The sequence below is a fragment of the Pseudomonas sp. PKS genome, from assembly GCF_051913525.1.
GTDB classification, from domain to species: domain Bacteria; phylum Pseudomonadota; class Gammaproteobacteria; order Pseudomonadales; family Pseudomonadaceae; genus Aquipseudomonas; species Aquipseudomonas guariconensis_D.
In genome coordinates this window covers 47,850-71,566 of the sequence record NZ_JBEGDO010000022.1, presented here as the reverse complement: position 1 = coordinate 71,566, position 23,717 = coordinate 47,850, and the positions used below count along the sequence as shown (strand labels likewise).

Annotated in this window: 26 protein-coding genes; 21 read left to right on the top strand and 5 right to left on the bottom strand. The window is 61.4% G+C overall.

Going from position 1 to position 23,717, the window contains the following annotated elements:
- Positions 1 to 6 precede the first annotated feature (6 nt).
- The 6 genes from ABOA88_RS19490 to ABOA88_RS19465 all read left to right on the top strand — a co-directional run bounded on the left by ABOA88_RS19490 (position 7) and on the right by ABOA88_RS19465 (position 3,064).
- Positions 7 to 750, top strand: a complete 744-nt coding sequence (locus tag ABOA88_RS19490; protein WP_367852012.1) for an XRE family transcriptional regulator — start codon at positions 7 to 9, stop codon at positions 748 to 750.
- A gap of 356 nt (positions 751 to 1,106) precedes the next feature.
- Positions 1,107 to 1,544: a tellurite resistance TerB family protein gene (locus tag ABOA88_RS19485; RefSeq protein ID WP_367852011.1), complete on the top strand. Its 438-nt coding sequence runs from the start codon at positions 1,107 to 1,109 to the stop codon at positions 1,542 to 1,544.
- Positions 1,541 to 1,735: a hypothetical protein gene (locus ABOA88_RS19480; protein ID WP_367852010.1), complete on the top strand. Its 195-nt coding sequence runs from the start codon at positions 1,541 to 1,543 to the stop codon at positions 1,733 to 1,735. The genes ABOA88_RS19485 and ABOA88_RS19480 overlap by 4 nt, the downstream gene beginning before the upstream one ends.
- Positions 1,736 to 1,936: 201 nt before the next feature.
- Complete coding sequence (locus tag ABOA88_RS19475; protein ID WP_182817389.1) at positions 1,937 to 2,320, top strand: helix-turn-helix domain-containing protein; 384 nt, start codon at positions 1,937 to 1,939, stop codon at positions 2,318 to 2,320.
- Between the two features lie 19 nt (positions 2,321 to 2,339).
- Entirely contained in the window at positions 2,340 to 2,609 is a 270-nt protein-coding gene (locus ABOA88_RS19470; RefSeq protein WP_182817387.1) for a hypothetical protein, read from the top strand.
- Positions 2,606 to 3,064 (top strand): hypothetical protein, encoded by a 459-nt coding sequence (locus ABOA88_RS19465; RefSeq protein ID WP_367852009.1) that lies wholly within the window; start codon positions 2,606 to 2,608, stop codon positions 3,062 to 3,064. Before ABOA88_RS19470 ends, ABOA88_RS19465 begins: the two co-directional genes overlap by 4 nt.
- A 76-nt stretch (positions 3,065 to 3,140) precedes the next feature.
- On the opposite strand, the gene ABOA88_RS19460 is transcribed toward ABOA88_RS19465, so the two are convergent.
- On the bottom strand, positions 3,141 to 3,743 hold the full coding sequence (locus ABOA88_RS19460; RefSeq protein ID WP_367852008.1) for a hypothetical protein: 603 nt from the start codon (positions 3,741 to 3,743) through the stop codon (positions 3,141 to 3,143).
- A 108-nt stretch (positions 3,744 to 3,851) separates the two neighbouring features.
- On the opposite strand from ABOA88_RS19460, the gene ABOA88_RS19455 reads away from it, so the two are divergent.
- Entirely contained in the window at positions 3,852 to 4,442 is a 591-nt protein-coding gene (locus ABOA88_RS19455; RefSeq protein WP_367852007.1) for a hypothetical protein, read from the top strand.
- Between the two features lie 354 nt (positions 4,443 to 4,796).
- Here ABOA88_RS19455 and ABOA88_RS19450 read toward each other — a convergent pair whose 3' ends face one another.
- A complete protein-coding gene (locus ABOA88_RS19450) occupies positions 4,797 to 4,976 on the bottom strand; it encodes a hypothetical protein (protein ID WP_133330741.1) in 180 nt (59 codons plus the stop codon).
- 134 nt (positions 4,977 to 5,110) lie between these two features.
- Here ABOA88_RS19450 and ABOA88_RS19445 point away from each other — a divergent pair, with 134 nt between their 5' ends.
- A complete protein-coding gene (locus tag ABOA88_RS19445) occupies positions 5,111 to 6,895 on the top strand; it encodes a DNA cytosine methyltransferase (RefSeq protein ID WP_367852006.1) in 1,785 nt (594 codons plus the stop codon).
- Between the two features lie 7 nt (positions 6,896 to 6,902).
- Here ABOA88_RS19445 and ABOA88_RS19440 read toward each other — a convergent pair whose 3' ends face one another.
- Positions 6,903 to 7,982, bottom strand: coding sequence for a PIN domain-containing protein (locus ABOA88_RS19440; protein WP_367852005.1), 1,080 nt, complete (start codon positions 7,980 to 7,982; stop codon positions 6,903 to 6,905).
- Between the two features lie 141 nt (positions 7,983 to 8,123).
- Here ABOA88_RS19440 and ABOA88_RS19435 point away from each other — a divergent pair, with 141 nt between their 5' ends.
- The 7 genes from ABOA88_RS19435 (at position 8,124) to pbpG (ending at position 12,579) form a co-directional block, all read left to right on the top strand.
- Entirely contained in the window at positions 8,124 to 8,540 is a 417-nt protein-coding gene (locus ABOA88_RS19435) for a hypothetical protein (RefSeq protein WP_249121916.1), read from the top strand.
- A gap of 2 nt (positions 8,541 to 8,542) precedes the next feature.
- The gene (locus ABOA88_RS19430) at positions 8,543 to 8,812 is read left to right on the top strand and encodes a hypothetical protein (protein ID WP_367852004.1); all 270 of its coding nucleotides are present in this window, start codon (positions 8,543 to 8,545) and stop codon (positions 8,810 to 8,812) included.
- Positions 8,809 to 9,228, top strand: coding sequence for a hypothetical protein (locus ABOA88_RS19425; protein ID WP_367852003.1), 420 nt, complete (start codon positions 8,809 to 8,811; stop codon positions 9,226 to 9,228). Before ABOA88_RS19430 ends, ABOA88_RS19425 begins: the two co-directional genes overlap by 4 nt.
- A gap of 294 nt (positions 9,229 to 9,522) precedes the next feature.
- On the top strand, positions 9,523 to 10,101 hold the full coding sequence (locus tag ABOA88_RS19420) for a hypothetical protein (RefSeq protein ID WP_096010356.1): 579 nt from the start codon (positions 9,523 to 9,525) through the stop codon (positions 10,099 to 10,101).
- Positions 10,102 to 10,143: 42 nt separating this feature from the next.
- Positions 10,144 to 10,488, top strand: coding sequence for a hypothetical protein (locus ABOA88_RS19415; RefSeq protein WP_250033724.1), 345 nt, complete (start codon positions 10,144 to 10,146; stop codon positions 10,486 to 10,488).
- Positions 10,371 to 11,522, top strand: a complete 1,152-nt coding sequence (locus tag ABOA88_RS19410; RefSeq protein ID WP_367852028.1) for a tyrosine-type recombinase/integrase — start codon at positions 10,371 to 10,373, stop codon at positions 11,520 to 11,522. The genes ABOA88_RS19415 and ABOA88_RS19410 overlap by 118 nt, the downstream gene beginning before the upstream one ends.
- A gap of 130 nt (positions 11,523 to 11,652) precedes the next feature.
- Complete coding sequence (gene pbpG / locus ABOA88_RS19405) at positions 11,653 to 12,579, top strand: D-alanyl-D-alanine endopeptidase (protein ID WP_367852002.1); 927 nt, start codon at positions 11,653 to 11,655, stop codon at positions 12,577 to 12,579.
- A gap of 115 nt (positions 12,580 to 12,694) precedes the next feature.
- Here the strand turns inward: pbpG and ABOA88_RS19400 are convergent, their stop codons facing one another.
- Positions 12,695 to 13,120: a hypothetical protein gene (locus ABOA88_RS19400; RefSeq protein WP_196171151.1), complete on the bottom strand. Its 426-nt coding sequence runs from the start codon at positions 13,118 to 13,120 to the stop codon at positions 12,695 to 12,697.
- A gap of 185 nt (positions 13,121 to 13,305) precedes the next feature.
- Here ABOA88_RS19400 and pvdM point away from each other — a divergent pair, with 185 nt between their 5' ends.
- From pvdM to ABOA88_RS19370, 6 genes are all read left to right on the top strand, one after another.
- Complete coding sequence (gene pvdM, locus ABOA88_RS19395; RefSeq protein WP_367852001.1) at positions 13,306 to 14,649, top strand: pyoverdine-tailoring dipeptidase-like protein PvdM; 1,344 nt, start codon at positions 13,306 to 13,308, stop codon at positions 14,647 to 14,649.
- 17 nt (positions 14,650 to 14,666) lie between these two features.
- Entirely contained in the window at positions 14,667 to 15,950 is a 1,284-nt protein-coding gene (gene pvdN, locus ABOA88_RS19390; RefSeq protein WP_367852000.1) for a pyoverdine-tailoring periplasmic protein PvdN, read from the top strand.
- Between the two features lie 22 nt (positions 15,951 to 15,972).
- Entirely contained in the window at positions 15,973 to 16,881 is a 909-nt protein-coding gene (gene pvdO / locus ABOA88_RS19385; protein WP_367851999.1) for a dihydropyoverdine dehydrogenase, read from the top strand.
- An 83-nt stretch (positions 16,882 to 16,964) separates the two neighbouring features.
- Entirely contained in the window at positions 16,965 to 18,299 is a 1,335-nt protein-coding gene (locus ABOA88_RS19380) for a lysine N(6)-hydroxylase/L-ornithine N(5)-oxygenase family protein (RefSeq protein WP_367851998.1), read from the top strand.
- Between the two features lie 27 nt (positions 18,300 to 18,326).
- Entirely contained in the window at positions 18,327 to 19,973 is a 1,647-nt protein-coding gene (locus tag ABOA88_RS19375; protein WP_367851997.1) for a cyclic peptide export ABC transporter, read from the top strand.
- Positions 19,974 to 20,106: 133 nt separating this feature from the next.
- Positions 20,107 to 22,497, top strand: coding sequence for a TonB-dependent siderophore receptor (locus ABOA88_RS19370; RefSeq protein ID WP_419183399.1), 2,391 nt, complete (start codon positions 20,107 to 20,109; stop codon positions 22,495 to 22,497).
- 211 nt (positions 22,498 to 22,708) lie between these two features.
- On the opposite strand, the gene ABOA88_RS19365 is transcribed toward ABOA88_RS19370, so the two are convergent.
- Positions 22,709 to 23,668 (bottom strand): alpha/beta hydrolase, encoded by a 960-nt coding sequence (locus ABOA88_RS19365; RefSeq protein WP_367851996.1) that lies wholly within the window; start codon positions 23,666 to 23,668, stop codon positions 22,709 to 22,711.
- Positions 23,669 to 23,717 lie beyond the last annotated feature (49 nt).

Below are 23,717 nucleotides of genomic sequence, written 5' to 3'. Positions count from 1 at the left end.
CCGGGAATGGATACCCTCGCAGACCGAATCAAGGCAGCTCGCAAGCACGCGCAGCTGACACAACGCTCACTTGCCGAAAAGGTCGGTGTTGAGCAGCCCGTCATCTCTCAACTGGAGACGGGGAAGAACCTCAGAAGCGTCCATTTGACCAAGATTGCCCAGGTATGCCGGGTGAGCCCTCTGTGGCTGTCCGAGGGCATTGGAGCAATGGTCCAGGACCAGGCGCAGCCAGCGAACCAAGCAATCGCTCATGAGCTCGAACTACTTGGCGAGCTATCTGCCTGGGACGATGGCGATCCGCTTGATGACGACGATTGTGAAGTGCCCTACTTCGCCGAAGTAGAGTTCGCAGGTGGCAACGGAATGACGGAAGTAGTCGAGATTGCTGGACGCAAGCTACGGTTCAGCTGCGCCACCCTTCGTGCGGCTGGCGTAGACAAGAAGTGCGCTGCAGTAGCCAGAGTAAAGGGCAGGAGCATGGAGCGCTTGATCCTGGATGGCGCCGCTATTGGCTTTGACATGAGCGACACGTCGATCATCGACGGTGAGATCTATGCCTTCAATCACGGTGGCATGCTCCGCACTAAGTACTTGTACCGCCTGCCGCAAGGGGCTGTACGCATCAGCAGCGAGAACGACGACGAGTATCCGGACGAAGTAATGACTGCAGAGCAGTGGCAAGAAGAGGTCCATATGCTTGGCCGTGTCTTCTGGTGGTCAACCGTGCGTCGATCACCGCGGCTAAAGTAAGTCTAGCCACCTCCCCATAGCCCGCCTCGAGCGGGCTTTTTCATGCCTATCAGAAAATTTATAAGCAGGCTTATTGACACTCAAGATAAGCGTACTTATATTTTGCTCAACGCCGGATCGACACCGGCCAGCAGCAAGGCAGCGATGGACAGGCCTCAACGGTCCAGAGGGTTGGCAACTGACCCGGGCGTGCAGCGTAAAGCGCCAATGCAGTTATCCAGCGGGTGAGTGCCGCGGCTGGAAGAACAACCAGAAGATTGCCGCGCAACTGACGCCAGAAGCGGGTCGCGGCAGATTTCACTGGCTGGCCTTCCAGCGAGGGCCAGACGGGAAATCAACCCCACGGAGTAATCCCCATGCTTGGAAAACTGTTCGGCAAGAAAGGTCGTGAAGCCCGCGCTGCAATGCAGGTAGTCCAGAACCGAGACCTGATGCAGGCAATCGTCTACGGCGCCTTCTACGTCGCGGCTGCCGACGGCGACATCGGCGAAGACGAGCTCAAGAAAACCGAGAAGCTGATCGCCAACACGCCTCAGCTCAAAGGCTTCGGGCCGGAGCTGTCCAACACCATGGACCGCGCGGAGAAGGATTTCCATGACGGCGGCCATCGCATCCTGCGCATGAACGCCGAGAAGGAGCTGAAAGACCTGGCCCATTCGCCCGAAGAAGCGGCCATCGTCATCAACGTCATGCTGACCATCGCCGAGGCCTCGGGCGACATCGACGACAAGGAAATGGCCGTCCTTGAGAAGTCGGCGAAGTTGATGGGCCTGAGCCTCAAGGACTACTTGTGAAGCGAGTCATTGCCGTGTCGCTGCTCTTGATCGGCGCAACGTGGCTGACTTTTCGCTTGATCGACTGGGGCGGCTGCGCCTGGTACGGCCACCAAACGGAGCGCGACACACGCTATGCAGCCTTTGTTGGCTGCATGGTCAAGACGCATAACGGCTGGGTTCCTCGCGCCGAGCTGCGCACCCAGCAGTGACAACCAGCGCCACGTCAGCCTGACGTTAACTGCCCGATCACCTGTTCCCCATCCCAGGCTGCATCGGTGGCCACTCTGAACGCGAGTTGATCGCCGCGAATTGTGAGCGTGGGTAGCGTCTCGCCCATCTGGTGAGACGTCCCGACACCCGGTTTGCCCCGGAGAGTGGCCACCAATGCAGCCCCATCCCGAGAACACATCATGGACACGATCACCATCGGCGCATGGATAGGCCACCTTGGCCGAGGCCTGGCGCCTCGCGAATTGCAGTGCCTGCTGGACGTTGCCCAGGGCTTCACCACCAAAGAGATCGCCAAGCACTTCGGCATCAGCGAAAGCGGAGTCGAGAAACGCATCGGTGACGCAATGCTGAAGCTCAAGGTTTCCAGGCGTGCCGCCATGGTCGCAGAAGCCATGCGCCGCCAGATCATCAGCCCCCTGTGCATCGCCCTCGCCGGCCTAATCGCCATGCATGCGGTCATCGACGACGCTGACCCGATGCGACGTGATCGCCGGGCACCCGAGCGGCGTACCGCCCAAGTTCGAATCGTTCGCAAGGCCGAGGCCTTCGAGCTCCACGCCTGATCCCATCGAGGACCATCCCATGCAGACAGCAATGCATCCTGCTTTCCAGCAGAAGCTTGCCGTGCTCGCAGCCCTGCTCGAGCGTAGCAAGTCAGCCAGGACCGAGGCCCAGGCCAAGGTCGATCAGCCGGCACCGCGCTTCCAGGCGTCCAACACGGGCGGCAATTGGGATGTGGTGGAGATCGCCACCGGCGCCGTCCAGGGCTTCGCCTTCAGCTACCGGACCGCGATGCGCTTTGTGGATGCGATGGAAGCAGGTGCGGCGAGCAAGCAAGGCGGCCTGCAATGAGCAAGCGCAAGCCACACAACATGCGCGCTCGCCTGGAGCGGACCTGCCGGGCGCTGGTCTCGGCCAACCACGCCGCAGTGGTGAACATCGACCCCAGCGGCCAGCAGGTTCTGATCAACTGGAAGAACCTCAAGCAGATACGCGTGCGCCAAGTCGTGGACGCAGTCTGCGACATCCCGCATCGCTGGACCATCTACCTCAGCGTCCTGTGCCGGGACCACTTTGGCCAGCGGTATCACAAGTCGATCGAAGTCGCGCCGCAAGGCAACTACCTGGCCGAGCACCTGACCGACGTGATCGAGACGACCTACACCGACCTGCGGGCCACGGCCAATCCCACTCACCTGGTGGCTTCCGGCTGGATCGCCATCCCTACCGACACAACGGTCGACGAAGCAGAGGCTGCCAAGATCTTTGCCGCCGTCGGCGCCTGGAATCAGCAGAAAGCAGCATGAAACGCATCACCGCCCGCGTCCGGCACGGCCGGCGCCAGCAACACATCAATCTGCCGCCCAGCGGCTTGGCTCCTGCTTATATAAAATCGGAGCCTCTTACAGGAGCGCCAAGGGCAACTCCATCCCATAAGGGATGATGAAATTCTGGGCCGCTTGTCCCCAACTCCGATATGTCGTGACAAATCTGATAGCGCGAACCGTCAGCCGATATCAGCTCGATGCTAACGAGTTCGAATGCATTGAATTCATAGTCAAAATCATTTGGAAGATTGAAATCTATCGGATGGTTTATATGAATAGGAAGTATTTGCCCAGGGTCTAGCAAGCAAGACTCCATGTCGGATTCATATGCAATCGTGAATGAATGACATGAACGCAAATTCCCGCGCTTGTCAGGTCCTTTAAGGATTTCGACAGACTTTATGTATAAAGCCTGCTTCCCAGTATTGCTTAGCGTATACCTGAGGTGCCGCATTGCCGGGCTGACTAGCCTTTCCTTCGGCACACTGAAAATGTCATCTCCAAACTTTAACGCTACGACCTCCGGGCTATATGTTCTTTCAAGAAGAATTAACATTGCACTGGATGGTTTATGGAGCTGAGAAAAATATAGCGCTGCTAAAGAAACAAGCAAAGCCCCACCGGAAAGCCCCAGCGTCATTATGTCTTTCACTTCCATTGGCCTTCCCCCATCCACAGATCAAGCCGTTATCACACCCTATCTCAAACCAAATTGCCACCATGCCGCATCCGGCCACGGAGGGCGGCGCCATGCATGGAGAAAGCCATGAGCGATACCGAAGCCAGCCCGAGCCTGGCAACCGGCCACCCGATGGACGCCGACACCTGGCAGGACTTCGTTGCCCGCCTTCGCCATCACTGCAACGGCCAGGGCGTGAAGTGGCACCACACGGCATGCGCCCTGTTCACTGTGCAGCAGAAGCGGATCGACTATGGGTTCGACCCCGAGTACGCCGAGGGGACAGCGGTCTGCCTGGATGGCAATACCTGGTTCAGCCCTGAGGAATACTGGGCAGATCTCGACGAGGAAGAGCAGCACGAAATCGACCTAGCTGTGCACGATCGATACGAGTGCAATTTCCTCGAGCTGGATACTGACGACCAGTGGGAGTTCCTGGGCGAACTTGACGACCACACAGTCACTGGCTGGAACAAGCGCTGGGAAATCGTGAATAGTCACTTCACCAAGGAAGCGGCCGAGGCCTTCATTCGCCGCAAGCAGCACGACTACCCCGAGCTACGGGTTTACGTCGAGTCGCAGTACTACGCTTGGGAGTTCGAAGCGATCAAGGCCGCCATCCTCGACGGCACGCTGGTCTACCAGCCAAAGCCTGTGGCTGAAGACGCCGCCGCCTGACCCTCCGACGCTGCCCGCCAGCGCATCAGTCGACGGGCAGCGGATCAGCTAACCCTTCTTGCCGCCCGGCGCGGCATTGCCTCGGCCGCCGCCGGAAACGTTACCGGTCGTGCTCGGCCAGTTTCCGCCTGGCCCTGGATGACTGGAAGAGCCGCGCGAGCTGCCTGGGCTTGAGCCCTTGCTGCCCCCGCTGGTACCGCCTGAGATTTTACCACCGCCGCCTTTGGACATGTTGACCTCCTCGGTAATGGGTTGAGCCCATAAAGCGTAGGTCACCAGGCCGGCCGCAACCGGCCGCCTGTCACCCACTTCAACGAATCACGCCACCACGGCGCTGCCCGCCAGCGCCTTCCCCTATTCAACGACAGGGTCGGCGCCAAGGCCTTTTCGGTAGCGGGCAATCGCGATGATCTGGCGCAGGCAGATGGCCATTTCCTTCTTCAGATGGTCATCCGGCAGACCGATTTTTTTCAGCATTGCCTGGGCTTCTTCCTCGATTGAGGCAAGGGCCTCGGTATCGCTTTTCAGTGTCATGGCGACCTCCACCAGGTCGAGTCAACCATGGATTGATAGCTCACCGGAACAACGCGCGCCAACTACGGCGCCTTCCCCTATTCAACGATAACGCCACCCCGGCGAGGGCGGCGCCTGCACGCAAGGACCACAACATGACCTGTATGACCTCCCTCGCCCTGCCCTTCGAAAAGGAGTTGGTTGTCGATCTCTTCGCCGGTGGCGGCGGTGCCAGCAGCGGCATAGCCGAGGCGTACCGCGAACCGGATGTGGCGGTGAACCACAACCCAATCGCCCTGGCCGTGCACCGCGCCAACCACCCGAAGACCGAACACTATGTGGCGGACGTGTTCGAGGTGGACCCGATTCTGGCCACGAAGGGGCAGCCTGTCGGGATCCTTTGGGCATCCCCCGACTGCAGACATCACAGCAAGGCCAAGGGCGGGAAGCCGCGCAACCGCAAGATCCGGGGCCTGGCCTGGGTGATCATCCGCTGGGCCTACCAGACCAGCCCGCGCCTGATCTTCCTTGAGAACGTGGAGGAGTTCGCCGACTGGGGGCCGCTGGACGATGAGGGGCGCCCGATCAAGGCTGAGAAAGGCCGGACGTTCCAGGCCTTCGTGAACGTACTGGGCAACGGCATTTCGGAGGACCACCCGGACCTGCCGGAAATCATGGCCGAGATCGGCGACCACGTGCCCAAGGAGGCGCTGGTGCGCGGCCTGCGTTACAACTTCGAGCACCAGGTGCGCGTTGCTGCAGATCAAGGCGCCCCCACCATCCGCAAGCGCCTGTACGGCATCGCTCGGCGTGACGGCAAGCCAATCGTCTGGCCCGCGCCGACACATCACAAGAATCCCGGCAAGGGTCAGAAGGCCTGGCGGTCCGCAGCCGAGTGCATCGACTGGGAGCTGCAGGGCCGCACAATCTTCCGCGATGACGCCCTAGTGGAGAACACCATGAACCGCATCGCCAAGGGCCTGTGGCGGCACACCCTGGCCTGCAAAGATCCGTTCATTGTCCCGCTGCGCGGCACCTCGAAATCGCACACCAGCACGCATAGCATCGACGACCCCGCGTCGACCATCAGTGGCGGAGGCACTCACCATGCCCTGGTTCAGCCGACGCTGGCTGTAGCAGGCTGCCTTACCGAGCACGCCAACGGCTCAAACCAACGCACCTTCGACTCCGAGGAGCCTCTGCGTACGCAGGTTGCCCAGGTTAAGGGTGGTCACTTCGCGCTGATCACTGCCAACCTGGTCACGTTGCGCAACGGGTGCGTCGGATCACCTGCAACCGGCCCTGTCGGCTGCATCACTCGCAGCGGCGGGCACCACGCGATTGCCTCCGCGCACCTGGAGCAGGCGAACGGAGGGTTTTACAAGGGGGATGGCCGAAGCGCAGACGACCCGTTCTCGACGATCTTGGGCAAGGGCTCCAATCAGCGCCTGGTGACGGCCTACATGGTCAAGTACTACGGTGCGGAGAAGGACGGCATCTCGATGCGAGAGCCGATGCACACCATCCCGTCGAAAGACCGTATGGCCGTCGTGCAAGTTGTTCAGTTGCACAGCCACACATTGACGGATGAGCAACTGGCCGGCGCCCGCAAGTGCGCTGCCTTCATGCGCAGTTACCTGTCTCAGCACTTCACCGAGCATGCCGACGTTGTGATGGTAGGCGACTACGTGATGGTCGACATCACGCTGCGCATGCTCAAACCGCACGAACTGAAGCGCGCCCAGGGCTTCCGCGCCGACTACATCATCGACCGCGGCCTGTTCCTCGATGAAGAAACTGGCAAACTGTACTGGAAGGGCATCTCCGGTGCGGACCAAGTGAAGCTGCTGGGCAACAGCGTCTGCAAGGACGAAGCCCGGGCGTTAGTGGCGGCCAATGCATCAGAACTCATAGAGTTGTACCAGCGACTGGCCGCTTAAACTAAAGCTAGTCGCCGTTGATATCCAGCTCTCTACGCTGTTCATCGACAGGATTCGAAAGAGTCAACCCATAAGGCATGTCGATCTCAAAATTTACAGTGTTTAGCAACTTATCCTGATAGTAAAGGGTAGCTTCCACTGATATGGTTTTTTCGAAAGTCCTTTCCACTTGGGTTTCCAATACAAATGGGTAACTATTATCCTCATGATCAAATGGACTTCTATCATAGTCCTTAATAGACTCCACGGTCTCTATGACCGAACTGAACTCCATTTCATAAACGCAGTGCTCATCATCCACTCGAACCAAGTTCGCCTTTACAAATTCGAGATGAGTGACATCAACGTCTTCCAGCTCAGCATCCCAATCACCTGATCGCACTTCAAAGTCGATCTCCATGACCCGATCCTTGATGAATCCAAGAATACGTTCTTGAACCAACGCCAGTGCCTCGGCGGCGAATGCTGCTGGCTCAACAGAAACCCGAAGGTTTACGGCGCCGATGAATTCGTCAACCGACTCACTGTAGATTAAACGCGGGTCAGTTTCGCAGTATTTTGCCAAATCCTTATCATTACTGATCACGTGGACTGGATGCGTTCTTTCTAAGCAGAAATCGCTAAGCCTCTCAAGAACAAAGGCATCAGCGAACTCTTTTTCTTTAGCACCAGGGGCAAATGGAGCTAACACGGAAAAGTATTTTTCGAATACTCTACTAGGCACGACGCCGTCCACCGAAAGCATTTCAACGCCTTGGGAAGAAATGAACTCTTCCCAGTCCGCCAAAATCTTTTTCTCAATCTCCTCTGAGCTTATATTAGTGAATATCCCGAACGCAGGAGTACCCGGAAGATTGCGAAGGAGCATCGCTTCCTTTTTTACTTTCTTCATAACGGCAGCCGTTTCTATCGCGGCGCTCCGAATGTGCGACTTTACTTCTTCACTCGTCACATCGGTGACGATTAAACGTATCTCGTCTTTTTCACACAGCTCTTTAATAGACCCCAAGCTATGGGTCAGAAACTGGTAGTTTTTCCCGATGTAAACATTCGTATCTAGGAACACAATTCTGGACTGAAGCTGCATTTGCTGCCTCCATGGCTAATAATCGTGGAGCAATATAGCGAATACTGAATACCAAGCCAATTGGGTACATCTGTACTCCTGCCAGTTTTAACCCCTCTCCCCTCTATTCACTGCCGCGATATGGCGGCCAAGGACGAAGTCATGCCTGAAGAAAACAAATCAGCTTGGCCGGACCACTTCCGATACATCGACGAGATAAGCCCCGAAGGGGTGACCATCGTTTGTAAACGCTTCGTCGTGATCCGGGAGAGCGAGCACTGTTACTGGATCGTACCGCCGTCGTATGAGTATGTAGCCCTAGAGCACTTGAAGCGCGGAACCATGCCGAAGTATGCAAAGCGCGTGCTGAAGGTGTCCGGTCGCCGGTTCGCTTACCCTGAAAAATCTCACGCGCTCCACAGCTACAAGGTGCGCAAGCGCCGCCAGATGGGCCATGCCCAGTTAGCGATCGAGCGCGCCAAAGCCGCTCTGGAAGATCTCAAGGGCGTAGACGTTATCAACGACGAGCATCTTTGCTCGGGCGGCGACTACATCAAAGAACTGACCTGGGACTGCTGACTATGACCCGACTCGCCCTCTGCCTCCTGCTGCTGGTCACCGGCGCCAGCGCAACCGAACTGCCGTCAGGCGTCTGGTCCTTCGAGGACAAGCCCCGCGGCGTCGTCTGCTACGTCATGAACTCGCTGGGGAACAACGCTATCAGCTGCGTGAAGGTCTGGCTGCCGCAAGTCGCCGGCAACCAGCGCCAGCTCTCCCCGCACGAAACACAACCCGAACCTACACCCGCTATGGCGCCTGGGCGCTGGATTGATGAGAGGTATCAGCTGTGAGTCGACCAGTCACCGAGCAAGACTTTCGTCGACCTGAATTTCGAGACGCAAAGGTCGAGGACTACGAGTTCAGGGAGGACGGCGCCATCGTCCGCAAAGATCGCTGGGAGCAAGGCATCCACCGGATCCACAGCATCGTTGGGCGGCGCGGCCGGGAATTTGAAATCCAGGACGTGGTGGAGGCTGTCGAGCAGCTGAAGGGACAATGGTTCGACGCCGATCCAGACGATGATCCTATAGCTGAGCGAATAGACATCCGGTTGTCGTGCGGCAGCGTGCTGGCAGGCTGCGTGCGCACCGGCACCTTCGCCTATCAATGGCCGTTTGGTCAGTTCAATTTCACCAGCAAGGATTTTGGCGGGGATGTGATCGAGTATCAGCCGCTGCCTGAGCCGGATCTGGAGGCCCAACAATGATCCTACCCCGGATGTACATGGCCCTCCTGATCAGGAGGGCTCCGCGATGACCCAATACTACCCAAAGGCAGGCCGGTGCCGCGGCTGCGAGAGGTGTCAGCCAATTGCAGCGACCTCGACTTCGCCAGCATGCCAGTGCATCGCCGTGACGGCGCAGACGTCGTGGTGATCTGCACGGAGTTCCGCCAGGTCAACCGTGCTGACTCCTTGAAAGAGCACGTGCGTCGCGGTCGCGGCGCCTAACCCATCCCCCAACTACTCAAGTCCGCCGAAATGCGCGGGAGAGGATGAACTATGTCCGGAATAGAACAGATTATTGAGGCCATGACGGCTCCACCAGCACCAGCCGGCGAGGTTGTCACGCTCGATCGAGTCACGCTGGAAACCATCCTGGCTGAGCTAGAAGCGGCCAACCCAATCCGCCCCCTGGTCACGGTCCTGCGCACCAAGCTGGCAGAGCCAAGGGTCGAACTGTGGGCAATGCATTCGGTCGGCCCTGGCGAGGTATACCCGTGCTTAAACAAGGAAGACGCCGAGCGACAGGCTCAGGAGCTTCGGGACGCAGGTCATCGCTTGAAAGCCGACCGCATCGCCAAGGGCGAATGCGTGGAAGCGTGGGGTGAATGGGTGGCCAACGTGATTCCGTCACCATGGGAGCCTGACGAGCACTTCGAGATCATGGCGGAGGAGTGGCAGAGCAACCATCGGGAGTTGGCCGACTACACCGCCAAGTTGCAGGCCGAGAACGAGTCGCTCCGCAAAGGACTGGGAGGGATGTTATTCGCCTTCGACGATGGTGTCGGTCGCGAGTGGTCCGCCAACCTGCTCGATTATGCGCGGGCACTTTGCCCTGCAGCTGAATTCAAGTCGTAACCCATCCCCACCTCTGCCGCCACCGGCGGCGTGGAGACCATCATGCAAGACGAAGAGCGCCAGCCGGTGGCCTATGTATCTGACAAGGTGCCGGAGGAGAAAATGGCCGAGCTGGTTGGGACGACCAAGCGGGCCTTGGAAGGCAAGCGAAGCCGCGGCGTGATCCCTGAGGGGGTCTGGAAGAAGATCGACGGCCGGATTTTTTACAGCATCAGGAGATACGAAGCGTGGCTGGAAGGAAGCTGGGGCTACCCACTGGAGTCGAATTCATCGGCAAATCAATCCGGATCCGTTTTACTTGGAACGGTGAGCGTCGGTCCGAAACTCTCTCGTATCCCCAAACCGCCAAGGGGATCAAAGCGGCAGCCGATCTACGCGCTCAAGTAGTCAGCCTGGCCAAGCACGGTGTATTGGACGAAAAACGGTACGCCGAGCTGTTCCCATCCTCCAGCTACACGGCGCCAGCCAACGATCTGATGTTTGGCGAGTACGCGCAGAGCTGGCTGAACAGCCTGGAAGTCGTGCACGACACTCGGGTCAACTACAAAGGTTTGATGAACAACTACTGGATGCCCCACTTGGCGACGATGCCGATTAAGGCCGTCACTCCGATGGTGTTGAGAGAGGTGGTCGCGAAGACCGAGTGGAAAAGCTCGACGGTCAAGCGCGCCGCGATCGCCAGGGTCAAAGCGATGTTCCGCGCGGCGGTTTTTGACGAGGTGGTGGACAGGAACCCAGCGGCATCAATCCAGCTGCCGCAGAAAGCCAAAAAGCAGGTTGACCCCTTCACGATTGAAGAGGCAGAAGGGTTGCTCGCATGGATGTATGCAAACTTCTCCCGCTGCAACCAAGTGTTCGCAGCGTTCTATGAGTTTGCCTTCTACACCGGCATGCGCACAGGGGAGATCATGGCGCTGCGCTGGGACGAGATCGACTTCGAGAAGAAGACAGCCCATGTTTGCCGGATCGTGGTGGAAAAGACGGTGGTCGAGCGGACCAAGACCAAATACACCCGCACCGTGATGCTGAACAGTCGGGCTCTTGGCGCGCTGGCCAAAGCCAGGGAAGTCGCTGATTACCGGTCGAAACAGAAACGCCGTGTGTCGACTGAGTCGCCTTTCATCTTCCAGCCGTCGGGGCCTTCACCTCACATCACCGTGCCGGAAACTGCGGGCAAACACTTCAACAAGGCAGTCGAGGCAAAGGGCCTCAGGCACCGCTCCCAGTACAACTGCCGGCACACTTATGCAACGATGTGCCTCATGTCAGGGATGAACCCGGCTTTCATCGCCGGGCAGTTGGGCCACTCCGTGCAGGTGCTGCTTTCCACCTATGCCAAGTGGCTGAACTCGGCCAACGACTGGGCCGAGCTAGCGAAACTTGAAACGAATGTAATTGGTACAGAATTGGTACAGGATTAAATTTCGTTCACCTTGCGCCCTTTAGGTATAAGGCATTCGACAGCCGTTCGGCCATACTCCAAAATGCATCGGTTTTTTGGGGGAAACCCTTGCACAGCCAACGACATACCAACTTTTAGTGAGCCTCAACGTGAAAACTTCCCTGTCCATCCTCAGCCTGCTGCTGTTGCTCACAGGAACCGCGACCCTTCCGTCGACCGCTGCTGCACAACCCCCGGCCCAGGTACAACGCGACCCCGCCAAGCTGCACCTGGCCTCCGGCAGCGCCCTGCTGATCGACCTGAACACCAACCAGGAGTTGTATTCCAACCATGCAGACCGCGTGGTGCCCATCGCCTCGGTCACCAAGCTGATGACCGCCATGGTGGTGCTGGACGCCAAGCTGCCCATGGATGAGATGCTCACCATGACCATCGCCAACAACCCGGAAATGAAGGGTGTCTATTCCCGTGTGCGGCTCGGCAGCCAGCTCAACCGTCGCGAGACCCTGCTGATCACCCTGATGTCTTCGGAGAACCGCGCCGCCAACAGCCTGGCCAACGCCTACCCGGGTGGCTACAGCGCGTTCATCAAGGCAATGAATGTCAAGGCGCGCAGCCTGGGCATGGCGCATACGCGCTATGTCGAGCCCACCGGCCTTTCGACCCAGAACGTTTCCACGGCCCGTGACCTGGCCAAGCTGCTGATGGCCTCGCGCAAGTACCCGATGCTCAGCGAGCTTTCCACCACCCGCGAAAAGACCGTGGCGTTCCGCAAGCCCAACTACACCCTGGGCTTCCGTAACACCGACCACTTGGTGAACAAGAGCAACTGGGACATCAAGCTGACCAAGACCGGCTTTACCAACGAGGCTGGCCACTGCTTGGTGCTGCTAACCAAGATGGACAATCGCCCAGTGGCCATGGTGATCCTGGATGCCTTCGGCAAGTACACCCACTTCGCCGACGCCAGTCGCATGCGCCAGTGGCTGGAGACCGGCAGCGCCAAGCCGGCACCGGCGGTGGCGATGCAGTACAAGGCCGAGCGCCAGAGCCGTCCGCGCCTGGCTAACGACTAAGCGGTTTAGGGCTGCTTTGCAGCCCATCGCGGGCTTCGCCAGCGCCCACACCTGTAGGGGCCGCTGGGACAGTACCAGACGAAGCCTGCGATGGGGCGTGAAACGCCCCGCTGCGTCAGGCCTGGGTACTGACCATGCCGCCGGCGCTGCTGCCGCCGGTCTTGCTCAGGGCTTCCAGCAGTTGCGCGGTGGCCGCCTGGATTTCACCGCTGATCGTGGCGATGCTCGCCTGCTTGGCGGTGATCGCTGCCAACTTTGTGGTTTCGTCCATGTTCTGGGCCGCCAGCTGCGCCAGTTGCTTCTGCTCCTCGGCCAACTGCTTCTGCAGCTTCTTGATCATCTCCCGCAATTGCTGGATGTGCGGCGGCTCACCGCTGTCCTCGGCACTTTCCGCCTGCTTGGCCTGCCCGGTATCACGCAGCCCGGAAAAATCGACCTGCATGCCCTGCGCCTTGTCCTGCTCGGTCTTGTCCGCCTCGCCAGCCTGGGTGGCCGTGGCCGGCGATGGGCTGGCGATGTTGATCCCTGTGATACCTAGCATGATTCTCTCCCTGCCCTTTAGGGCCATTCAGACGCAGTTGCTATCGGCCGCCCAGCGCACTTCTTGAGCGCCAGCGCCCGCCAATAAATTTGCCGTCCCGTCATTCGTCCACCTGATACCCGAGCCCTGCCCTGGCCCACACCTGCCCGGCACCTCGCCCCGATCAGCCCTGCAACGAGATGGCAATGACCACGACCCGCTCCCGCAAAGCCTTGTACATCGGCCTGCCCCTGGCCTTGGTAGCCGCCCTTGGCGCTGCCGGCTACCGCCACTGGTTCGGCCAGGATCCCGGCTACCCGCGTCCCATCATCGAGCAGGCCAACGCCCTGCACGAGCACATGCTCTCCTTCGACAGCCATGTGACCGTGCCACTGGACCTGGGCACGGCAGGCAACGAGCTCGACAAGGACGGCCCAGGCCAGTTCGACCTGGTCAAGGCCGGCCGCGGCCGGCTCTCCGGCGCGGCGCTGACGATTTTCGGCTGGCCGGAGATCTGGAACGGCCCCAATGCCCCGCACCGTCCCACCCCGGGGTTCGTCGACGAGGCCCGCCACCAGCAAGAAGTGCGCTACAAAATCATCACCGGCATGGTCCGCGACTTCCCCAACCAGGTCGGCATCGCCTACACCCCCGAGGACTTCCGACGCCTGAACGGCGAAGGCAAGTTCGCCATCTTCATCAGCATGCTCAATGCCTACCCGCTCGGCCACGACCTGTCCCAGCTCGACCTGTGGGCGGCGCGCGGCATGCGCATGTTCGGCTTCAGCTACACCGGCAACAACGACTGGGCCGACTCCTCGCGCCCGCTGCCGTTCTTCAACGACACCGCCGATGCCCTGGGCGGCCTCTCGCCGCTGGGTGAGCAGGCGGTCAAGCGCCTGAACGACCTGGGCGTGATCATCGATGTGTCGCAGATGTCCACGCAGGCCCTGGAAGACGTCGCCCGTCTTTCCCGCGCGCCGATCGTCGCCTCCCACTCCGCGCCCCGGGCGCTGGTGGACATCCCACGCAACCTCTCAGACAAAGAGATGCAACTGATCAAGGACAGCGGCGGCGTGATCCAGGTGGTCGGCTTCGGCCAGTACCTCAAACCGCTGGGCAAGCCGGTGCTCGACAAGCTCGAAACCCTGCGCACGCGGTTCGATCTGCCGCCCTTGCAGGGCCTGGCCAACGCCCTGATGCCAGGCGATGCGGTGATCGCCATCTGGCCCGAGGCGCGCTTTGGCGAATACGCAAGTTCGCTCTACGGCATCCTCGAAGAAGAACCCAAGGCCACCCTCAAGCAGTACGTCGATGCCATCGACTACACGGTCAAGAAGGTCGGCATCGACCATGTCGGCATCAGCTCGGACTTCAATGACGGCGGCGGCCTGGAGGGCTGGAAGGACGTCAGCGAAATCCGCAATGTCACCGCCGAACTGCTCACCCGCGGCTACAGCGAAACCGACATCGCCAAGCTGTGGGCCGGCAACTTCCTGCGCGTGTGGGAGCAGGTACAAACCTCCGCCCATCCTGTCGCCCACCGCTGATCAAGGCCTGACCGCTCATGAGCAATCGTCGTACCTTCCTAAAGCAAGCCGGCCTGCTGGCCGCAAGCCTTCCCATGATGCCCCACGCCCTGGCCGCCGCCGCGCCTGCGACGTCGCTGACCGGCCAGGACAAATGGCGCCAGCTGCGCACATTGTTCCCCCAGGCGCCGGACGTGATTCACCTGTCCAACTTCCTGGTGACCACCCACCCTCGCCCAGTGCAAGAGCGCATCGACTACTACCGCGCCGAGCTCGACCGCAACCCAGCGCAATGGATGGACTGGCACAGCCAGGCGGTGTGGAAGCGCGAGGCCGAGGTCCGCGAGTGGGCCGCACGCTATCTGGGCGTCAAACCCCGCCAGATCGCCCTGACCGGCAGCACCACTGAAGGCCTGGGGATGATCTACGCGGGCCTGAAGGTGGCACCGCACCAAGAGATCCTCACCACCGAGCACGAACACTACTCGGCCAACACCAGCTTCGACCTGCGCCAGCGCCGGCAGGGCACCCAGGTGCGCAAGCTTCGCCTGTTCGACGAGGCCTGGAAGGTCAGCACCGAGCGCATCCTGGAGACCATCGACCGCGCCATCAGGCCCAATACCCGCGTCCTGGGCATGACCTGGGTGCATTCGGGCAGTGGCGTGAAGCTGCCCATCGGCCAGATCGGCGAGCTGGTGCGTCGGCACAATCGCGACCGCGACGAGCAGGACCGCATCGTCTACGTGGTCGATGGCGTGCATGGGTTCGGCGTCGAAGATGCGCATTTCTGCGACCTCAGCTGCGACTACTTCATCGCCGGTACCCACAAGTGGATGTTCGGCCCTCGGGGCACCGGCCTGATCTGCGCCGCCAGCGAAAAACTGCAAGACCACCTGGTACCCACCTTCGCCACGTTCTCCGAGGACGAGGACTTCGCCACCATCATGACCCCCGGGGGTTATCACAGCTTCGAGCACCGCTGGTCAGTGGGCAAAGCCTTCGAACTGCACCTGCAATTGGGCAAGGCCGATGTGCAGGCGCGTATCCACCAGCTCAACGACTACTTCAAACAGCGCCTGGTGGAAATCGACCAACTCCAACTGGTCACCCCCCAAGGCAGCACCCATTCGGCCGGGTTCACCTTCTTCCGCGTCAAGGCCGAGGAAGACCAGGACCGGTTCGCCAACTACCTGATCGAACACCGGGTGATGGTCGACGCCGTGTACCGCGACGCAGGCCCGGTGATCCGCACCGCGCCGGGCCTGCTCAACGACGAACAGGAAATCGACCGTACCCTCGCGCTGCTCAAGCGCACGCTATGACCGCCACAGCAAGGAACCCACGATGCCCACGAACCTGCTACGCCCGCTATCCCTACTCGGCCTGCTCGGCTGCCTGCTCGCAGGCCCGGCCCAAGGCGCGCACGACCACAAGCCCGGCGAAGTGTTCCAGGACTGCAAGGACTGCCCGCAGATGGTGGTACTGCCCGCCGGCAGCTTCCAGATGGGCACCCCGGACGATGAGGTCGGCCATCAGCCTGACGAGGGCCCGTTGCACCTGGTGACCTTCGACAAACCCTTCGCCATCAGCCGCTTCCACGTTACCGCAGGCGAGTGGCAGGCCTACCTCAAACAGACCGGTACGGTGATCGCCGACGGTGACGATCGCCCAGGCCGGCGCTGCACCAACAGCGTCCCCAGCTACAAGCTCGACCCCAAAACCGCCGACCGCCACCCTGCCGTGTGCATGAGCTACAAGGACGTCGAGGCCTATGTCGCCTGGCTGTCGAAAAAGACCGGCCATACCTACCGCATGATCAGCGAGGCAGAACGCGAATACGCGGCCCGTGCCGGCAGCACCGGTCCGTTCCCCTTCCCTCTGGACCCGGATGCCGACTACGAAATCACCCGCCACGCCAACGTCTACGGCCCCAAGGATGGCTTCAGCTATACCGCCCCCGTGGGCAGCTACCCGCCCAACGCCTTCGGCGTGTACGACATGCACGGCAACGTCTACGAATGGACTGCCGACTGCTATCACGACAGCTACGTCGGCGCGCCGAGTGATGGCAGCGCCTGGAAGGAGCCCAACTGCGAGCTGGTGCAACTGCGCGGCAACGACTGGGGCGAAGCACCGATCTTCTCCCGCTCGGGCAACCGCAACCAGACCTATCCGGACGATCGCGGCGACTGGATCGGCTTTCGCGTCGTCCGGGAACTCGAGAACGAGAAGAGTTCTAAATTGCACGGCTGACGGCTCGTTCTATCGGTGTACATGCGCAGGACCCGGGTGCCTTCAAGGCACCCACCTCCGACAGACCCCGAGGAATCGTCACCATGAGCCAGCACCCAACCTCCGAGCCCCTTCACGACCTGATTGGCGTAGGCTTCGGCCCTTCCAACCTGGCCTTGGCCATCGCCCTGGAAGAACTCGCCGACACCCACGGCTACGCCCTCGATGCCCTGTTCATCGACAAGCAGCGCAACTACCGCTGGCACGGCGACACCTTGGCCACCCAGAGCGAACTGCAGATCTCCTTCCTCAAGGACTTGGTGTCCCTGCGCAACCCCACCAGCCCCTACAGCTTCGTCAACTACCTGCACCAGAAGCAGCGCTTGGTGGACTTCGTCAACCTGGGCACCTTCTACCCCTGCCGCCTGGAGTACAACGACTACCTGCGCTGGGCTGCCGAACACTTCACCACCCAGGCGGCCTATGGCGAAGAAGTGGTGCGCATCGAGCCGGTCCTGGAAGCCGGGCGCATCCAGCACCTGCAAGTGATCTCCCGCGAGGCGGACGGCCAGGAGCGCCGCCGCCTGGCCCGCTCGGTGGTGGTCGGCACCGGCGGCACGCCGAAAGTGCCGGCGACCTTCGCCGCGTTCAAGGGTGATCCGCGGGTCTTCCACCACTCCACCTACCTCAAGAGCCTGGCGGCCCTGCCCTGCAGCGACGGCAAGCCAATGCGCATCGCCATCATCGGCTCCGGCCAGAGCGCGGCCGAGGCGTTCATCGACCTGAACGACAGCTACCCATCGGTGAGGGTCGACATGATCGTACGCGCCTCGGCGCTCAAACCCGCCGACGACAGCCCCTTCGTCAACGAAATCTTCGCGCCGCAGTACACCGACCTGGTGTTCAACCAGAGCCAGCCCGAGCGCAAGAAACTGATCGATGAGTACCACAACACCAACTACTCGGTAGTGGACATCGACCTGCTCGAGCGCATCTACGGCATCCTCTACCGACAGAAAGTCGCCCACCAGTTCCGTCACGCCGTGCTCTGCCGCCGTCAGGTCGAAGCGGCCACCGCCACTGCCGAGGGCATCGAGCTGACCCTGCAGGACCTGGCCACCCACCAGCAGCAGACCCATCGCTACGACGCGGTGATCCTCGCCACCGGCTACGAACGCCGCTCGCACCGCGAGCTTCTGGCACCCCTGCAGCAGCACCTGAAGGACTTCGTGGTCGATCGCGACTACCGGGCCCTGGCCAGCGACGACCTGCAGGCGGCGGTGTACCTGCAAGGGTTCTGCGAAAGCTCGCACGGCCTGTCCGACACCTTGCTCTCGGTGCTGCCGATGCGCGCCAGCGAAATCGGTCAGTCGCTGTACCAGACCCTGGCCGGCCAGCGTGCCGGGCTGCGTGAAGCCGTCGCCCTGAGCCGCGCGTAACGCGCGGCCGTTTTCCGAGGACGCTTCATGAGCTCGACAAAGGCTACATCCCGCGAACTGCTGTCGATCCTGCGCCCGCTGCTGCCCACCCTGGCCATCTCCATCGTGCTGGGGATCGTCGGCGGCCTGAGCGTGACCGCACTGCTGGCGCGGATCAACGCCCTGATGCACAGCGAGCAGGCTATCGCCAGCGCGGTCATGCTCGGCTTCGCCGGGCTGTGTGCGCTGGCCCTGGGCTGCGCCATCGCTGCGAACATCGGCACCAATTACGTTGGCCAGCAGGTGATCGCACGCCTGCGCATCTCGTTGGGCGGCAAGGTGCTCTGCGCCCCGATCGAGCAGTTGGAGCGCTACCGCAGCCATCGCCTGATCCCGGTGCTGACCCACGACATCGACACCGTGAGCGACTTCACCTTCGGCCTGCCGCAGCTGATCGTCTCGCTGACCGTGACCTTGGGTTGCCTGGGCTACCTGGCCATGCTCGATGGGACGCTGTTCCTGATCACCGCCAGCGCCGTGGTGCTTGGCTGCATCGCCCAGTACGTGGCGCGCAGCCATGGCATGGGCGGCTTTGAAGCCGCCCGCGAAGAAGAAGACCAGTTGCAGCAGTACTACCGCAGCATGGCCGAGGGCGCCAAGGAACTGCGCATGCACCGCCAGCGCCGGCACACGCTGTACCGCGAGCAGGTGATTCCCACCGTGCAGCGCATCGCCGCACTGCAGATCCGCTCGGTGAACATCTTCCTGAGTGCCAGCACCTTCGGCTCGCTGCTGTTCTTCATGGTCATCGGCTTGTGCCTGGCCCAGCAGACCTGGGGGGTGCCGGTCGAAAACAGCGTGCTCAGCGGCTTCATCATGACCTTGCTGTTCATGAAAGGCCCGATGGAATCGGTGCTCAGCCTGTTGCCGCTGATCAGCCGCAACGCCGTCGCCCTCAAGCGCATCGCCGACATGAACGCCGCGTTCTCCACGCCCGAGCCGTTCCTGCTACCCGCCAACGAGACCGGCGCACGCCCTGTGCTCAAAAGCCTGGAGCTGCGTGGACTGACCTATGCCTTCCCCAGCGTCGACGGCATGCCGCCGTTTCGCATGGGGCCATTCGATCTGACGGTCACGCCTGGCGAGCTGCTGTTCATCGTCGGCCAGAACGGCAGCGGCAAGACCACCCTGATCAAGCTGTTGCTGGGCCTGTATGAGCCCCACGGTGGCCAGGTACTGCTCAACGGCCAGGCCGTCGGCCCTGCCCAGCGTGACGACTATCGCCAGCTGTTCACCACCGTGTTCGCCGACTTCTTCCTCTTCCAGGAACTGCTCGAACGCAAGGGCGTGCTCCCCGAGCACACCCAGGCCTACCTTGAACGCCTGGAACTGGCGCACAAGGTGACCATCCGCGACGGTGCGTTCTCGACCACCGATCTGTCCACCGGTCAGCGCAAACGCCTGGCCCTGCTGCACGCCTGGCTCGACGAGCGCCCGGTGCTGGTGTTCGACGAGTGGGCCGCCGACCAGGACCCGGCGTTTCGCAAGGTCTTCTACACCGAGCTGCTGCCGGACCTCAAACGCCAGGGCAAGACCGTGATCGTGATCTCCCACGACGACCGCTACTTCGACCTGGCCGACCAGCTCATCGAAGTGCGTGGCGGCCAGCTTCACCCCTTGACCGAGCGCGCCTGACCCCGGGCGCGTCACTTTTCCTCTACGACCTGCAAGAAATTTTTCCGGTTTCCAGAAGGCTATGCGTCTTCTTCCTGAATACGAACAACTCTCATTCACCCGAAAAATTACAAGTTCCTTCAAAGGAAGCATGATGTCTGTCAAACACGCACTGTCACCGCTGGCCCTGGCCCTCATGCTGCCCTGCGCAGCCATCGTCCAGGCCCAGGAAATCCAGTTGAACATCCCGTCGCAACCGCTGGGTTCGGCGCTGCAAGCCCTCGGCCAGCAGACCAACCTGCAGATCCTGTTCAGCCCTGACACCGTCGGCGGCAAGCGCTCCACTGCGGTGAACGGTCGCCTTGAACCGCAACAGGCGCTGCGCCAGATGCTGCAAGGCACCGGCGTGCGCTACAGCATCGACGGTTCCCAGGTCACCTTGCAGGGGCCCTCGGCTGGCGACGCTCTGGAGTTGGGGAACATCCAGATCGACGGCCAGGCCCTGAGCGCCACCTCCGAAGGCACGCACGCCTACGCGGCCCAGGCGGTCACCATCGGCAAAGGCACCGAGCGCCTGAAGGACATCCCGCAGTCGGTGACCGTGGTCACCCGCCAGCGCATGGATGACCAGAACATGAACAACCTGCAGGACGCGATGCGCCAGGTCACCGGCGCCACCATCAAGACCTACAACACCGGCTCAAGCCTGAACGACGTGTACATGCGCGGCTTTTTGGTGGACCAGGTGCAGGTCGATGGCGTCTCGCAGATCACCGGCCAAGGCGACATGGCCACCAGCTTCGACCTGGCCATGTATGACCGCGTCGAAGTGCTGCGCGGTCCGAGCGGCCTGTACGCAGGGTCCGGCGAGCCGGCCGGTACCATCAACGTGGTGCGCAAGCGCGCCCTGGACACCTTCGCCCTGAACGGCGAGGTGGCCGCAGGTTCCTGGGACCGCTACCGCACCATGGTCGACGTCACCGGCCCGCTGAATGCCGAAGGCACGATCCGCGGTCGTGCGGTCACCGCCTACGAAAACAACAAGTCGTTCGTCGACTACGTCGAGAACGAGCGCCCGATGTTCTATGGCCGCCTGGAAATGGACCTGGACCCGAGCACCACCCTGTCGTTCGGTGGCGCCTACCAGAAGAACGACTCCACCCCGGCCTTCGGCCTGCCGGCCTATGCCAACGGCAAGCTGCTGGATGTGGGCCGTCACACCTACATCGACGCCAAGTGGAACACGCTCAAGGAAGAGACCTGGGAAGCCTTCACCGAGCTCGACCACGCCCTGGACAACGGCGGCCAATGGAAGACCTCGCTGACCTACCGCGACGCCCGCACCCCTACCCGTGAGTTCAGCTGGACCACTGACGGCGTGGACCCGGCGACCAACACCGCCATCGCGTCGATGTACTCCTACTACACCCGCATCAAGACCCTGGGCCTGGACAGCTTCGTCACCTCGCCGTTCACCTTCGCCGGGCGCACCCACGAGTTCACCCTCGGCGGCGAGTACCAGCACCTGGACAAAGCTTTCACCTACGGCACCGTCGACAGGGACGGCGATGGCTGGGCGGACGGCTTTCCGATCGGCATCGGCGGCGCCAACGACCTGCCGCACCTGGACATGCCGCACACCAACTTCAACTACTCCAAGAGCGAGCAGTACGGGATCTATGGCCGCACCAAGCTCAGTGTCACCGACGAGCTGGACGTGATCCTGGGCAGCCGCGTGACCTGGTTCGAGGCTGATGCGAAGAACGCCAACACCTTCTTCAACAACTTTGGCAACCCGTCCACCGAGACCAACGCCAAGGCCATTCCCTACGGCGCCATCGTCTACAAGCTGACCCCCGAGCTTTCGGCCTACGCCAGCTACACCAGCGTGTTCAAGCCGCAGAGCGAAACCGACGCCACCGGCAAACAGATGGTCGGCCCGCACAAGGGCAAGCAGTATGAAGTGGGCCTGAAGCAGGAACTGCTCGATGGCCGCCTGAACGCGTCCCTGGCGATGTTCCAGATCTTCGACGAGAACCGCGCCCAGTGGAACGGCGTCAACGGCTACGAAGCCAGCGGCAAGGTGCGCAGCCAAGGCTGGGAAACCGAGCTGACCGGCAACCTGACCGACAACTGGAGCATCGCCACCGGCTATGCCTTCACCATGACCAAGCTGCTGGAGGACGACACCACCAACGGCGTGAGCAAAGGCAGCCAGTTCAGCACCATCACGCCCAAGCACAACTTCAATCTGTGGACCAAATACGAGTTCCTCGACGGCGCGCTCAAAGGCTTCCACGTGGCCGGGGGTACCCGTGTGGTCAGCGAAACCTCCTACAGACGCGGTGATGTCGACTTCGTTCAGGGTGGCTACGCGGTCACCACCGCGCAGGTGGGCTACAAGTTCAGCGAGCACCTAAGCTCAACCCTGACCGCCAACAACCTGTTCGATCGTAAGTACTACGACCGGGTCGACAGTGCCTGGGGGTCGAACTTCTATGGAGAGCCGCGGAACCTGACCTTGACCTTGCGCGCCCGCTACTGATCGGCGCCAGGCAGGACCAGGAGGCCGGAGCCACGTGTGTGGGCTCCGGCTTTTTCGTTGGGGCTGTGTCGGTTCTGCGGTTTGTGGGCTTATCCATTGAGCTGGGTGACGCTGATTCACCCTTGCGCCCTTACGGCGGCTTACTTTTTTCTTGGAAAAAGCAAGCAAAACCGCTGCGCCCCTGATGGGCCACGCAGCGGCCCCAAGGCGCTCAGAGACGCCGCTGGATTTCCTGCGCCAGCGTCGTCAGCATCCCGGGCACTTCGCCTACCACCTCGCCCATGCGTGCGAAGTCGTGGGTCAGGCCTGCCTTGACCTGGCAGTCGATCTCAAGCCCAGCCCCACACAGCCGCTCGGCATAAGCCAGGCCTTCATCGAGCAGTGGGTCGAACTCGGCCAGCCACAGGATCGTCGGCGCCATTTGCGCTGGCAGCTGGGCATGGATCGGCGAGAAGCGCCAGTCCAGCCGGTCTGCGGTGTCGCGTTCGTACTGCCGGTAGAACCAGCGCAGCGACTGTTTCTCCAGCAGGTAGCCCTCGGCAAAGCGTTCCAACGAGGGCCGCTCCACCGCCGCATCCAGTACCGGGTACAGCAGCACCTGGACCTTCGGCCGCAACGCCAGTTGCTCCGGGGCCGAAGCGGCGCGGATCGCCAGCGCGGCCACCAGGCTGCCGCCGACGCTGTCGCCTGCCAACGCCACCCGCCCGGCATCCAGGCCATGCCGGGCGCCTTCGTTGAGCAGCCACAGTGCCACGTCCTCGGCATCGTTGAATGCGGTGGGAAACTTGTGCTCCGGCGCCAGCCGGTAGTCCGCCGACAGCACCACGAAGTCCCCCGCCAAGGCCAGGCGACGGCACAGGGTGTCGTGGGAATCCAGGCTTCCCACCACATAGCCCCCCCCATGGAAATACACCAATACCGGACGCAGTCGCTCCGCACCCTGGGCACGCTGATAGGCCCGCGCCGCCAGGGGCTGGCCGTCGCGGTTGGGGATCGCCAGCTGGGTGATTTCCAGGTTGCCGGCCGGGGCGCTGTCCAGCAGCCGTGAAGCCTGGGCGAACTGCTCGCGTGCCTGTTGCGGCGACAGTTCATGCATGGGCTGGCTCTTGCCGGTCAGGCGACCAAGCTCCACCAGTTCGAGAAAGCCTTCAATATCAGGGTGCAGCGGCATCGATCGGTCTCCAAAAAAAAACCACGCTCGACTCACTAACGTAAGCCGG

Bases quoted from the DNA above. Each gene is read 5' to 3' on its own strand.
- ABOA88_RS19490 (WP_367852012.1), top strand. From the start codon at position 7: ATGGATACCCTCGCAGACCGAATCAAGGCAGCTCGCAAGCACGCGCAG.
- ABOA88_RS19485 (WP_367852011.1), top strand. From the start codon at position 1,107: ATGCTTGGAAAACTGTTCGGCAAGAAAGGTCGTGAAGCCCGCGCTGCA.
- ABOA88_RS19475 (WP_182817389.1), top strand. From the start codon at position 1,937: ATGGACACGATCACCATCGGCGCATGGATAGGCCACCTTGGCCGAGGC.
- ABOA88_RS19470 (WP_182817387.1), top strand. From the start codon at position 2,340: ATGCAGACAGCAATGCATCCTGCTTTCCAGCAGAAGCTTGCCGTGCTC.
- ABOA88_RS19465 (WP_367852009.1), top strand. From the start codon at position 2,606: ATGAGCAAGCGCAAGCCACACAACATGCGCGCTCGCCTGGAGCGGACC.
- ABOA88_RS19460 (WP_367852008.1), bottom strand. From the start codon at position 3,743: ATGGAAGTGAAAGACATAATGACGCTGGGGCTTTCCGGTGGGGCTTTG.
- ABOA88_RS19455 (WP_367852007.1), top strand. From the start codon at position 3,852: ATGAGCGATACCGAAGCCAGCCCGAGCCTGGCAACCGGCCACCCGATG.
- ABOA88_RS19450 (WP_133330741.1), bottom strand. From the start codon at position 4,976: ATGACACTGAAAAGCGATACCGAGGCCCTTGCCTCAATCGAGGAAGAA.
- ABOA88_RS19445 (WP_367852006.1), top strand. From the start codon at position 5,111: ATGACCTGTATGACCTCCCTCGCCCTGCCCTTCGAAAAGGAGTTGGTT.
- ABOA88_RS19440 (WP_367852005.1), bottom strand. From the start codon at position 7,982: ATGCAGCTTCAGTCCAGAATTGTGTTCCTAGATACGAATGTTTACATC.
- ABOA88_RS19435 (WP_249121916.1), top strand. From the start codon at position 8,124: ATGCCTGAAGAAAACAAATCAGCTTGGCCGGACCACTTCCGATACATC.
- ABOA88_RS19430 (WP_367852004.1), top strand. From the start codon at position 8,543: ATGACCCGACTCGCCCTCTGCCTCCTGCTGCTGGTCACCGGCGCCAGC.
- ABOA88_RS19420 (WP_096010356.1), top strand. From the start codon at position 9,523: ATGTCCGGAATAGAACAGATTATTGAGGCCATGACGGCTCCACCAGCA.
- ABOA88_RS19415 (WP_250033724.1), top strand. From the start codon at position 10,144: ATGCAAGACGAAGAGCGCCAGCCGGTGGCCTATGTATCTGACAAGGTG.
- ABOA88_RS19400 (WP_196171151.1), bottom strand. From the start codon at position 13,120: ATGCTAGGTATCACAGGGATCAACATCGCCAGCCCATCGCCGGCCACG.
- pvdM (WP_367852001.1), top strand. From the start codon at position 13,306: ATGACCACGACCCGCTCCCGCAAAGCCTTGTACATCGGCCTGCCCCTG.
- pvdN (WP_367852000.1), top strand. From the start codon at position 14,667: ATGAGCAATCGTCGTACCTTCCTAAAGCAAGCCGGCCTGCTGGCCGCA.
- pvdO (WP_367851999.1), top strand. From the start codon at position 15,973: ATGCCCACGAACCTGCTACGCCCGCTATCCCTACTCGGCCTGCTCGGC.
- ABOA88_RS19380 (WP_367851998.1), top strand. From the start codon at position 16,965: ATGAGCCAGCACCCAACCTCCGAGCCCCTTCACGACCTGATTGGCGTA.
- ABOA88_RS19375 (WP_367851997.1), top strand. From the start codon at position 18,327: ATGAGCTCGACAAAGGCTACATCCCGCGAACTGCTGTCGATCCTGCGC.
- ABOA88_RS19370 (WP_419183399.1), top strand. From the start codon at position 20,107: ATGTCTGTCAAACACGCACTGTCACCGCTGGCCCTGGCCCTCATGCTG.
- ABOA88_RS19365 (WP_367851996.1), bottom strand. From the start codon at position 23,668: ATGCCGCTGCACCCTGATATTGAAGGCTTTCTCGAACTGGTGGAGCTT.